The organism is Aeromonas sp. 603757, from assembly GCF_049171255.1.
Classification (GTDB): Bacteria; Pseudomonadota; Gammaproteobacteria; order Enterobacterales; family Aeromonadaceae; genus Aeromonas; species Aeromonas veronii_A.
This window is the reverse complement of the sequence record NZ_JAAKOE010000001.1, coordinates 424,175-435,543: the sequence shown is the minus strand read 5'-3', so window position 1 is coordinate 435,543 and position 11,369 is coordinate 424,175. Positions and strand designations below refer to the sequence as shown.

9 protein-coding genes are annotated in these 11,369 nt (G+C 57.5%); 2 read left to right on the top strand and 7 right to left on the bottom strand.

What is annotated here, in order from left to right; all coding sequences use genetic code 11:
• Positions 1-212 precede the first annotated feature (212 nt).
• The 4 genes from G5332_RS01850 to apbC all read right to left on the bottom strand — a co-directional run bounded on the left by G5332_RS01850 (position 213) and on the right by apbC (position 4,542).
• On the bottom strand, positions 213-1,682 hold the full coding sequence (locus G5332_RS01850; protein WP_129504019.1) for an inorganic phosphate transporter: 1,470 nt from the start codon (positions 1,680-1,682) through the stop codon (positions 213-215).
• A 377-nt stretch (positions 1,683-2,059) separates the two neighbouring features.
• The gene (dcd, locus tag G5332_RS01845) at positions 2,060-2,641 is read right to left on the bottom strand and encodes a dCTP deaminase (protein WP_005336719.1); all 582 of its coding nucleotides are present in this window, start codon (positions 2,639-2,641) and stop codon (positions 2,060-2,062) included.
• Positions 2,642-2,704: 63 nt separating this feature from the next.
• Entirely contained in the window at positions 2,705-3,349 is a 645-nt protein-coding gene (gene udk / locus G5332_RS01840) for a uridine kinase (protein WP_005345570.1), read from the bottom strand.
• Positions 3,350-3,459: 110 nt separating this feature from the next.
• Positions 3,460-4,542, bottom strand: coding sequence for an iron-sulfur cluster carrier protein ApbC (gene apbC / locus G5332_RS01835; protein WP_005345574.1), 1,083 nt, complete (start codon positions 4,540-4,542; stop codon positions 3,460-3,462).
• A 186-nt stretch (positions 4,543-4,728) separates the two neighbouring features.
• Between apbC and metG the strand changes: the two genes are divergently transcribed.
• The gene (gene metG, locus G5332_RS01830) at positions 4,729-6,762 is read left to right on the top strand and encodes a methionine--tRNA ligase (RefSeq protein WP_421172370.1); all 2,034 of its coding nucleotides are present in this window, start codon (positions 4,729-4,731) and stop codon (positions 6,760-6,762) included.
• Between the two features lie 136 nt (positions 6,763-6,898).
• Here the strand turns inward: metG and G5332_RS01825 are convergent, their stop codons facing one another.
• Positions 6,899-7,765: a CHAD domain-containing protein gene (locus tag G5332_RS01825; RefSeq protein ID WP_421172369.1), complete on the bottom strand. Its 867-nt coding sequence runs from the start codon at positions 7,763-7,765 to the stop codon at positions 6,899-6,901.
• Between the two features lie 15 nt (positions 7,766-7,780).
• The gene (locus tag G5332_RS01820) at positions 7,781-8,053 is read right to left on the bottom strand and encodes an acylphosphatase (protein ID WP_005345583.1); all 273 of its coding nucleotides are present in this window, start codon (positions 8,051-8,053) and stop codon (positions 7,781-7,783) included.
• A gap of 82 nt (positions 8,054-8,135) precedes the next feature.
• Here G5332_RS01820 and G5332_RS01815 point away from each other — a divergent pair, with 82 nt between their 5' ends.
• Entirely contained in the window at positions 8,136-9,566 is a 1,431-nt protein-coding gene (locus G5332_RS01815) for a methyl-accepting chemotaxis protein (protein WP_421172368.1), read from the top strand.
• A gap of 129 nt (positions 9,567-9,695) precedes the next feature.
• On the opposite strand, the gene G5332_RS01810 is transcribed toward G5332_RS01815, so the two are convergent.
• Positions 9,696-11,264 carry a flagellin gene (locus G5332_RS01810; protein WP_201932066.1) on the bottom strand — a complete coding sequence of 523 codons (1,569 nt, stop codon included), beginning with the start codon at positions 11,262-11,264 and terminating at the stop codon, positions 9,696-9,698.
• Positions 11,265-11,369: the final 105 nt, after the last annotated feature.

Genomic DNA, 11,369 nt, shown 5'->3' with positions numbered 1-11,369 from the left:
CTGAGCTCGCCTTTTTCAATCTGCTCGACCAGTGCCAGTTTAAAAGTCAGTGAGTAATCGCGCTGTGTCCGTTTCACCCCTTGTCCCATCGGGTTCTCCATGTATTGGGGGGAAAGGTGTAAACCATATTCAGGACGGGACACCGTATTCAGGAGGGGACATGAAACACAAAAAAGGGCCCGCAGGCCCTTTATCGAATATGGTATTGGCATTTAGCCAAACAGATGATGGCTGACGATGAACAGGCCGCCGGAGAGCAGCATGGTCAACGGCAAAGTCAACACCCAGGCCATCAGGATGGTCTTGATGGTCTGGCTCTGCAGGCCGGATTTGTTGGCAATCATGGTACCCGCCACCGCAGAAGAGAGGATGTGGGTGGTGGACACCGGCATACCGGTCAGACTGGCGACCCCGATGGAGGTTGCAGCCGTGATCTGGGCCGCAATGCCCTGGCTGTAGGTCATGCCGGTGGTGCCGATCTTCTCGCCCACGGTATGAACGATACGACGCCAGCCCACCATGGTGCCGCAACCCAGCGCCAGCGCGATGGAGACGATCACCCAGGTCGGTGCGTATTCAGCGGTCGCGGTCAGATCCTTGCGCCATTTGGCCAGATCAGTCAGCTCCTTGGCTGGCAGCGGCAGCTTGGCAGCCTTGCGGGCGGTGTCATCGATACAGAGCAGCAGACGACGCACTTCGCGGCGGTCGGTCAGGCTCATCTGATCATAAGTTCGCACGGCACCCAGACGGGCATCCAGAGTGGCCATCGCCTGCAGCACGCCATCGGCGGAGCAGTGGGTCATCAGCTCTTCCTGAGCCGTTGCCGGTGCAGAAAAGTTGATGACGTCCGAGAGGGCGGACTGGTTGCGCTGGTAGATCTCCATGATGCGCTGGTTGGCATCCTGGGTCCGGTCCAGATCATAGGCGCGGCTGTTCATGTCCAGTGCGAAATAGGCTGGCGCCATACAGATCAGCACCAGCATCACCAGACCGATTCCCTTCTGGCCATCGTTGGAGCCGTGCACGAAGCTGACGCCCATGGCCGAGGCCACCAGGGTCAGACGCGCCCAGAACGGCGGGTGCTTCTTGCCATCGACCAGCTGACGCTCTTCCGGCGTTTTGTGGATCTTGTTGCTGGTCCAGATGCGCTTCATCGCCAGCAGCAGCAGCGCCGCGATGATGAAACCTATGGTGGGAGAGATGATGAGGGAAAGCATGATGTCGATCGCTTTGCCCACGTTGATCCCTTCTGTCACCGGTTTATGGGTGATCCAGGCATAGGCGCCGCCTACCCCCAGAATGGAACCGATCAAGGTATGTGAACTGGAGGCCGGGATCCCGAAGAACCAGGTGCCCAGGTTCCACACGATGGCGGAAAACAGCAAGGAGAAGACCATGATCAACCCTTGGGTGGAGTCCATCCCAAGCAGCAGGTCGATGGGCAGCAGATGGACAATGGCATAGGCCACACCCAGTCCACCAAACATGACGCCGAAAAAGTTGAAGATCCCCGATGCGACGACCGCCAGGTGAGCTGGCATCGCCTTGGTATAGATAACCGTTGCTACCGCGTTGGCGGTATCGTGAAAGCCGTTGATAAATTCATAGGCAAGCACAAAAAAAACGGCCAATACCAAACCGATTGACCACCACAAACCCAAACCACTAAACATTTCAAACATAAAAAAAAGCCTGTTTATGAGTTGCGGCGGATTATGCCAGATGGCGGCCAACACCATAGCCACCATTGAAATATTTCAGCCATAAAAAAAAAGAGCTTTTTGGAAAAAAATATCCTAGAGCCAGTCATCATGCGGCTTGCCATCGATTAATTAAAGCCGCCAATGATTGCGGGAAAGGGCAAAAATAGCTGACAATTAAGCCAATAATTTCATTTTTATGACGTTTTTATGACAGAAAAACGGGCAAAAGTGGTGATAAAACGTCCCTGCTCCGCCAATCTCATCCGACCAGCACCATCAGCCCCATATCCGTTTGATTCCAGATGCAAAAAGGGAGCACCTTGTGCTCCCTTGAATCGTTGCCGTGTTGCCAGTTATCAGTCCTGATTGATACGGCTGGCAACGGCGCCCTGCTGGCTCTTGTACTTGGCATTTTCCCGCTTGTTGTAGGGACGGGCCGCGACGCCGGAGAGCATCTCGAAGTTCAAGGCGCCGATCTTCATCTTCGGCCGCAGCGCCAGCGGCAGTTTACCGCCGTTGTAGAACTCCAGCACGATGCGACCGGACCAACCCGGATCGATCCGGTGCGCCGTCACGTGCACCATCAAACCCAGGCGCGCCAATGAAGAACGGCCATCCAGCCAGCCGACGATATCGGCCGGCAGGGTGACGGACTCGTAGGTCACCGCCAGCGCCAGCTGACCCGGGTGAAGATAGAAGGCTTCGCCATCGGGGATGTGGATCTCGTCACTCATCACCCGATCGATGGCATCGGCCATCTCGCTGCTCGGGCCGCTCAGGTCGATATAGGGCGCGGTATGATCGCGAAACACCCGAAACTCGTTACCCAGCAGCACATCGACACTGACACCACTGATCCGCTCTACCCCGGGCCGTGGCTCAATGACGATCTTGCCTTCATCCAGATGGCGTTCAATATCGGTATCACACAGACGCATTGGGCGACTCTCCTGACAAATTGTGCTTTTAAAAAAGCCGGGCATCACCCGGCTTGTTTCATCTTAACCAATCAACATGTGGCGGATACGCGCCTTGAGCATGTCGATGGCGATGCGGTTCTTGCCACCACGAGGCACGATCACATCGGCGTACTGTTTGGACGGCTCGATAAACTGCAGGAACATCGGACGCACCGTCTTCTGGTACTGCTTGAGCACGGAGTCCATGGTACGGCCACGCTCCTGCACATCACGCACCAGACGGCGCAACAGGCAGATGTCGAGCGGGGTATCCATAAAGATGGAGGCATCCATCAGATCCCGCAGACGGCTGTCGGTCAGCAGCAGGATCCCTTCCAGAATGATCACCCGGCGCGGGGCAAACGGGGTCACTTCGCTCATCCGGGTGTGTTCGGTGTAGGAGTACTGGGGAATGGCAACCGCGTCACCTTTGACCAGCTGGCTAAGGTGCTGTACCAGCAGGTCGTGATCCAGCGCGTTGGGGTGGTCATAGTTGGTCTTGACCCGCTCTTCCATGGTCAGGTGGGTCTGATCACGGTAGTAGCAATCTTCGGTGATCACACCAATCTGACCTGCGCCCAGTTCGGCCACCAGCTCTTCATAAATGGTCTGGGCTATAAGACTTTTGCCAGACGCAGATGCGCCCGCAATACCGATGATCACACACGAATGTTGAGTATCAGACATGACAAATACCTAAAAGAGAAGAGCAGTGGGGATGGTTTAAACCGATCCATTATATAAAAAAGGGTGGGTCATGCCCACCCTCAATTCCCTTTCAAGTGACCGACCGCCGATTATTCATCCAGCGCCATGGCATAGAGGGGGGTCGCAATCGGTTTTGCGCTGAAAAAGAGTTCAGCCCCTACCCTGCGCGCCAGCTTCAAATAAGCCTGAGCCAGGCTCCCTTCCGGTGCGCCGAACACCGTCGGACAGCCATCATCCATGTGTTGGCGGATATCGATGTGCAGCGGTAATTGACCAAGCAGTGCCACTTGATACTGCTCTGCCATCTTCTGGCCGCCACCGGTACCGAACAGCGGCTCATGATGACCACAGGCGCTGCAGACGTGATAACTCATGTTCTCGATGATGCCAAGCACCGGCACATTGACCTTGTTGAACATAGCGATCCCCTTGCGGGCATCGGCCAGCGCCACATCTTGCGGGGTGGTGACGATCACCGCCGCCGAAGTCGGCACCTGCTGGGCCATGGTGAGCTGGATATCGCCAGTGCCCGGCGGCATGTCTACCACCAGATAATCCACCTCGCCCCAGCGGGTCTCATGGAGGATCTGCGCCAGCGCCTTGCTCGCCATCGGGCCGCGCCAGATGGTGGCATCCTGCTCGGAGACCAGATAGCCGATGCTGTTGCTCTTGAGGCCGCAGGCCATCACCGGCTCCATCAGCTTGCCGTCATGGCTGACCGGGCGCTCTTTGAGGGTGCCCATCATGGTGGGAATGGAAGGGCCATAGATATCGGCATCGAGAATGGCGACCCGCGCCCCCTCTTTTTGCAGCGCCAGCGCCAGATTGACCGCTGTGGTGGATTTGCCCACCCCGCCCTTGCCGGAAGCAACGACGATGATGTTGCGAATGCCCTGCACGGCATTGAGGCCCTGCGCCCGCGGCATGCTGGCGACGTCAATCTCCAATGCCCAGTCGATGCGGGCGGCGCCGGTGGCGCTGCGCAGCCTGGCATCGTAGTTCTCTTTGAGCTGATCGAGCAGCGAAAGACCGGCAAACGGCAATACCAGCCGGATAGTGAGCCCCTGACCCTGATTGATGATCTCGCGAACGAATCCGGCATCTACCAGATCCTTGTGCCAGCCAGCTGGCTTAAATTCGGCGAGGATCTGTTTTACTGAATCAATCACCATTAACTCCTCATTATCTTGTCATTATCTTGAGGTGAACGGTTACCGCACACAAATCAGTGGCTTGCCTGCCATCGTAACAGCAGGTGCTGCCAAGGTTGGCACAGCCACAACCCTAGGCAGGCTACCCCCAATTCGGGTAACATGCACGGCACTCTATCATCCCAACAAGCACATCAAGAACGTAATATGGCAACTGATCCTCGTAAAATGCTGGTAACCTGCGCCCTCCCCTATGCCAATGGCTCCATCCATCTTGGCCACATGCTGGAACACATCCAGGCCGATATCTGGGTTCGTTATCAGCGAATGCGCGGCCATCAGGTGCACTTCATCTGTGCCGATGATGCCCACGGCACCCCGATCATGCTCAAGGCACAGCAGATGGGGATCACCCCGGAAGAGATGATTGCCGCTGTCTCCAAGGAGCACCAGGCCGACTTCGCCGGGTTCAACATCAGCTTTGACAACTATCACTCCACCCACAGCGACGAAAACCGCGAGCTGGCGGAGCTGATATATGGCCGCCTGAAAAATGGTGGCTTTATCAAGAGCCGCACCATCTCCCAGCTGTTCGATCCGGAAAAATCCATGTTCCTGCCGGACCGTTTCGTCAAGGGAACCTGCCCCAAGTGCAAATCTCCGGAGCAGTATGGCGACAACTGCGACAGCTGCGGCGCTACCTACAGCCCGACCGAGCTGATCGAACCGAAATCTGCTGTCTCCGGCGCAACTCCGGTGATGAAGGACTCCGAGCACTTCTTCTTCGACCTGCCGCAATTTGAAAAATGGCTCTCTGAGTGGGTACGCGGCTCCGGCGCCATTCAGGAAGAGATGGCCAACAAGATGCAGGAGTGGTTCGAAAGCGGCTTACAGCAGTGGGACATCACCCGTGATGCCCCCTACTTCGGGTTCGAAATCCCCGGCGCCCCGGGCAAGTATTTCTACGTCTGGCTGGATGCCCCCATCGGTTACATGGCCTCTTTCAAGAACCTGTGCAACAAGCGTGGCGACATCGACTTTGACAGCTACTGGAAAGCGGACTCCGACGCCGAGCTCTACCACTTCATCGGTAAAGATATCGCCTACTTCCACTGCCTGTTCTGGCCGTCCATGCTGGAAGGTGCCAACTTCCGCAAGCCGACCAAGGTCAACGTACACGGCTATGTGACCGTCAACGGCGCCAAGATGTCCAAGTCCAAGGGCACCTTTATCAAGGCATCCACCTACCTGAACCACCTAGATCCGGAGTGCCTGCGTTACTACTACGCCGCCAAGCTCAACAGCCGCATCGACGATCTGGACCTGAACCTCGAAGATTTCGTGCAGCGCGTCAACGCCGACGTGGTCAACAAGCTGGTCAACCTCGCCTCCCGCAACGCCGGTTTTATCGCCAAGCGTTTTGGCGGCAAGCTGGCGGCAACCTGCGCCGAGCCCGAGCTCTACGCCGAATTCGCTAATGCTCGTACCGCCATTGCCGAGGCTTATGAGAGCCGCGAATTCAGCCGCGCCATCCGCGAAATCATGGCGCTGGCCGACAAGGCCAACCGCTACGTGGACGACAAGGCGCCCTGGGTTATCGCCAAGCAGGAAGGGGCTGACGCCGAGCTGCAGGCGGTCTGCTCTGTTGGCATCAACCTGTTCCGCGTGCTGATGGCCTACCTCAAGCCCGTCATGCCGCTGCTGGCCGAGCGTGCTGAAGCCTTCCTGGCAGAAACCCTCAGCTGGGATGGTATCGAAATGCCGCTGGTCAATCACACCGTTGCGCCGTTCAAGGCCCTCTTCTCCCGCATAGAGCCGGCGAAGATTGAAGCCATGATCGAGGCATCCAAGGAAGACTTGGCCAAAGAGCAGGCACCGAAAGTGACCGGCCCCCTGGCTGATGACCCCATCAGCGAAACCATCACCTATGACGATTTTGCCAAGATTGACCTGCGCGTCGCGCTGATCAAGAAGGCCGAAGCGGTACCGGAAGCCGAGAAGCTGCTCAAGCTGCAACTGGATATCGGCGGCGAAACCCGTCAGGTGTTTGCCGGTATCAAGTCCGCCTACAATCCGGAAGATCTGGAAGGCAAGCTGACCGTCATGGTGGCCAACCTGGCGCCGCGCAAGATGCGCTTCGGCATGTCCGAAGGCATGGTGCTGGCTGCAGGCCCGGGCGGCAAGGATCTCTGGATCCTGGAGCCGCAGGAAGGCGCCCAGCCGGGCATGCGCGTCAAGTAAGCGTATCGCTGACTGCGACCACAACCAGATAGAGAAGAGAGGCCAAACGGCCTCTCTTTTTTGTCTCACCTGTTTGGCTTGGATAGTTTTTGTAGATGCTGGTCGCGGATGACTTTCGTAGATTGCGGCCTCGAGGCTATCCACCGCTTGACTTGGTGGACGATACATTTTGTTCTGAATACCTGACCACCCAACTTGGCATGTCATTCATGTTGTGGCCTGCCAGCATCGCCAGTTTGAGCGCCACCAGCTCCGCCTGCTGGCAGTCCAGTTGACACAAACGGGCGGTGATCTTCCCCTTCAACTGCTGCCGCAGTTTCGTCTGCTTGCAGGTGTTCCCCTGCTCTGTTCGCAACCTCCGCCGCCATTGACGCCAATCCTGCAACTGGCCGAGTCGCTCCTGCCAGTGAGTCAAAGTGCTCAACCAGCCGGGATCTCCACTCCCCAGATCCAGCAACAGTTCCACGCCATAACGGGCCTGCTTGATCTCGAGGCGCAGCCGATGCCAGCGGCGCAACTGTTGCTGACGGGAGCTGGCAGATTTCCCAACGCAGGGAATAGGTTCATCGTGAGCGCTCTGCGCCTCATCAAGGCGCAGGGCCAGATGCTGCTGATAGAGGAACGCCAATGCCCACGCATCCTGCACCTGCGCCACCGCCGCAAGCCAGCGGGTCAGTCGCCGCGACAACAGGGGCACGCGACAGGCCGATTTGTGGGTATTACCCGTGCTGGCAGGCGGCTTGCCAAAACGCTCGGCGTAGACCTGAGCATCCCGCAGCGCCGAGAGCCGCCCGACCGAGCGCAGCAGACGCCGCTCCAGCTCGGGATGATAGGTGAGTGGCCGCCACAGGGCGAGCAGCGCCAGCAAGCGGCGCGCTGCGATACGGTAGCCATGCACGGCCGGTTCGCTGGCCTCTTCGCGCACCGCCCGCGCCGCCTCCTGATAACGGGCGACCCAGCTTGTTGCCTGAGTCAGCAACAGACCTTCCTTGTCAGCGTCCATCTCGTCTCCGCCCCTTCAGTTGGTGTGAAAGCCCTGACCGGTGGGCGGCAGCGCCTCTTCATACTCCATCCGGGTCACTCTGGCGGTGCGCGGGCCATGCTCCAGCCAACCCAGCATCATCTGCACCCCCTGCGCGGGGCCGCTAATGAGGATCTCCACCGAGCCATCCTCCAGGTTGTAGGCATGGCCCCGCAAACCCAGTTGCAGCGCCCGCTCACGGGTGAAATAGCGAAATCCCACCCCCTGCACCTGCCCCCACACCCGAATGACAAACGATTGCTCTCCCATTTCTCACACCTTCCGCTTAAGAAAAAAATTCCCGAGACGATAATGTGCCCGACACTCTATCTCTGCAGGATGCAGCTCCATTATGAAAGAAGTTAAATTCCGGTGGGTTGACCGCTATCTCATTCACTTCACCATCAGTGAAAAATTCCATATCGCGTTCTGGTTACCTCTCTTCATCATCGCCTTTCTCAGCTGGTATATGCTGGCGGCCAGCCATCAGCAGGAGATCTCCCTGCGGGTAGCGCAGTTGCAGCAACGGGTCGAGACCACGGCGCAGCTGGTCAGCCAGCAGCCAACTCTGGTGTTGCCTGCTGATCTGCGTCTGACTCGACAAGGCAGCAGCGGGTTGCAGCAGCAAGGAGATCACTACCTCTTTAGCGCGCCAGCGGGTCAGGCAGGCTACGTCACCGGTGATCTCGATACCGGCAACCTCTCCATGTGGGAGGGTCAGGGCTCGACCCTGCTCCTCATCGGCGCGCTGGCCGCCCTGATGGCGCTGGTGATCCACTACATGATGACCTTTGTCTCCGGAGCGCTTTACTCCACCAACAAGGCGCTGCAAACCGTGGCGGACGGGGATCTCACCTTCCGTCTCAACTTCTTCCCGGTGCGGGACGAGTTCTCCACCCTGGCGGGCAGCATCGACCGCTTTACCGACCGCCAGCACCAGATCGTCAAACTGGTGGAAGAATCTGCCGAAGCGCTGACCATGGCCGCCGACGAGTTTCGTGACCATGCCCGCGAAGGCGAGACCATGGCGCGTTCCCAGCGCCAGCACATGGATTCACTGGCCACCGCCATGGAACAGATGTCGGCGGCGATCCGCGAAGTGGCGCGCAATGCCAACGACACCCTGCAGCAGACCCGCCAGTCGAGCGAAGAGGCGGCCAATGGCGCCAACCGGGTAGCCCGCACCATAGAGGCGATCCGCACCCTGGCCGACGAGATTGGCAACGCCTCCGGCGCGGTCGAGCGGCTCACCCACAACGCCAACCGGATCAACGAGGTGGTCAACGTCATCAACGCCATCTCCCAGCAGACCAACCTGCTGGCCCTCAACGCCGCCATCGAAGCGGCCCGTGCCGGTGAGCAGGGTCGCGGCTTTGCGGTGGTGGCGGATGAAGTGCGTACCCTCGCCAGCCGTACCCAGCAGGCTACGGTGGAGATCCAGCAGATGATCGAAGAGCTGCAGACCGGTACCGGCGCGCTGAACGAGATCATGGAAAAGACTGTAGGGCGCGCCGCCAGCAGCCAGCAGCTCATCAGCGAAGTGGGGCTCGATATCGAAAAACTGAGCAACCACAGCGATGCGGTGCTGGAGATGAGCACCCAGATCGCTACCTCGAGCGAAGAGCAAAGCTCGGTCGCCGCCGAGATCACCCACAATCTGGATCAGGTACGCCATGAAGCGGCCCAGGTGGAAGAGTCTGCCAGCGCCTCGGTAGCCGGTACGCAGGGGCTTAAAGCCACCGCCAGCGAACTGGCCCAGGCACTCAAGGGGATCACTCTCTGACGCTGCCGAATAGCATCCGGCAACAAGAAACAATAAGAAAAGAGGCCACCCATTGGGTGGCCTCTTTGTCTTTATGGATAGTGACCATGAATGATAGCGACCAATTGCTATGCCAGCTGGCAGTCCCGCTCAGGATTGCAGCAAACTCAGGGCCGCATTGGGGCGACTGTTTGCCTGACTCAAAATCGAAGCACTCGCCTGCTGCAAGATTTGGGTGCTGACCAAGCGAGCCGATTCCACAGCCATGTCGGCATCCCGGATCCTTGAGCGGGCAGCGCTGAGGTTCTCATTGGCATTGGCCAGATTGCGTACCCGTGAATCCAGCGCGTTGGCTTGGGCACCGAGCCGAGCGCGCTGAACACCCAGCTGTTTCATACCCACATCCAGGGTTTTGATGGCCCTGCTGGCGTTGTCTTCACTAAGAACATCAATATTATCAACGGTATATTTCTTCTTGTCCTCTTGATAAAAGCCAAGCGCATGCAAGCTGGATCCCTGCATATCAATATTGGAATACTTGTCGCCTGATGAGCGCAGCTCCATCTGACCGATATACGTCGTCGATGTAACATCGGGTAACAGAGAGCTTAGAGAGGAACTACTGATCACCGGAGGCGCCGGTGGTGCTGGCTGCGGAGGGGGGGTTGTGCCATTCGCCAGCGCAAGGCTGTTCCCCTGAGCGCTATGCATGGTCAATGAATTGCTGGCGGGATTGCTGTTGTTGGAGGCACTCACATAAAAACCCAGACCTGCCGATTGCGCAGTACTGTTGATGCGTTGAACCACGGTTGCCATGATGGCACTATTTTTTGCTGTCGGATTGACCGGATCCCATCCGGTCATATCAATGCCTGTGGTCAAATCCACAGAGTGACCCGCCACATCGATATAGGAGGGTAATGCGGATAAATCGACCGCGGAGGCGACTGAAAATGGCAGTTGTTGCGCTTGTACCGGCCCCTGATTATTGGGAAAGGTGGTGCCATTAATATCTGCCACGAACGCTTCCAGAGTTGAATAGTCCTTGTCAAAAGTGACGCCATTAAGGGTGATAGGCTGAGATGAAAGCTTGAGATCAGCAATGTCATACGCCCCTGGCTTGCTTCCTGCCGGACTGCGCGCTCGCCACTCCATCTCCCCCAGATTTTTGGTCTGGGCATTGAGATCGGTAATGACGGTATTCTGTCCTGCATAGGCACCGACCAAGAAGATACCTTCGTAACTCCCCGCCAGCAGGTCCTGTCCGGCAAACCGGGTACCTGTGGCAATCCGGTCCATCTCCAACTGCAGTTGCTTGAACTCAGCATTCAGGGCTACGCGATCCTCTGCCGTATTGGCACCGCTTCCCGACTGCAGTGCCAGGGTGCGCATCCGCTGCATCAGGTTCACCGACTCATCAAGCGCCCCATCGGCGACGTTGATCACCGAGATCCCATCATTGGCGTTGCGAATAGCGGTGTTGGTCCCGTTCACTTCACTGGTGAGGCGATTACTGATCTGCAAGCCTGCTGCATCATCAGCGGCACTGTTGATGCGCAAGCCGGATGAGAGTCGTCGATATACCGAATCCAGAATGTTGGATGATTGACCAAGATGGCGAGAAGCATTGAGGGCAGAAATATTGGTAGCGATGGAGAGGGACATGGACAGCTCGATACAGGAAAGATTCAAAATGGTCTTCCCCACTATCGACATCATCAAATGACTCTTTAGCGAAAATCACTATAAAGTAAGGTTAAAACGCTTTATTGACTACATTGTGCACACATAGCGACCAGCACTGAACAAAAAACAAGCACAACC

What these genes read in the sequence shown, in the direction of transcription:
- G5332_RS01850 (WP_129504019.1), bottom strand. Translation starts at nt 1,682, where the DNA reads ATGTTTGAAATGTTTAGTGGTTTGGGTTTGTGGTGGTCAATCGGTTTG.
- dcd (WP_005336719.1), bottom strand. Translation starts at nt 2,641, where the DNA reads ATGCGTCTGTGTGATACCGATATTGAACGCCATCTGGATGAAGGCAAG.
- udk (WP_005345570.1), bottom strand. Translation starts at nt 3,349, where the DNA reads ATGTCTGATACTCAACATTCGTGTGTGATCATCGGTATTGCGGGCGCA.
- apbC (WP_005345574.1), bottom strand. Translation starts at nt 4,542, where the DNA reads ATGGTGATTGATTCAGTAAAACAGATCCTCGCCGAATTTAAGCCAGCT.
- metG (WP_421172370.1), top strand. Translation starts at nt 4,729, where the DNA reads ATGGCAACTGATCCTCGTAAAATGCTGGTAACCTGCGCCCTCCCCTAT.
- G5332_RS01825 (WP_421172369.1), bottom strand. Translation starts at nt 7,765, where the DNA reads ATGGACGCTGACAAGGAAGGTCTGTTGCTGACTCAGGCAACAAGCTGG.
- G5332_RS01820 (WP_005345583.1), bottom strand. Translation starts at nt 8,053, where the DNA reads ATGGGAGAGCAATCGTTTGTCATTCGGGTGTGGGGGCAGGTGCAGGGG.
- G5332_RS01815 (WP_421172368.1), top strand. Translation starts at nt 8,136, where the DNA reads ATGAAAGAAGTTAAATTCCGGTGGGTTGACCGCTATCTCATTCACTTC.
- G5332_RS01810 (WP_201932066.1), bottom strand. Translation starts at nt 11,264, where the DNA reads ATGATGTCGATAGTGGGGAAGACCATTTTGAATCTTTCCTGTATCGAG.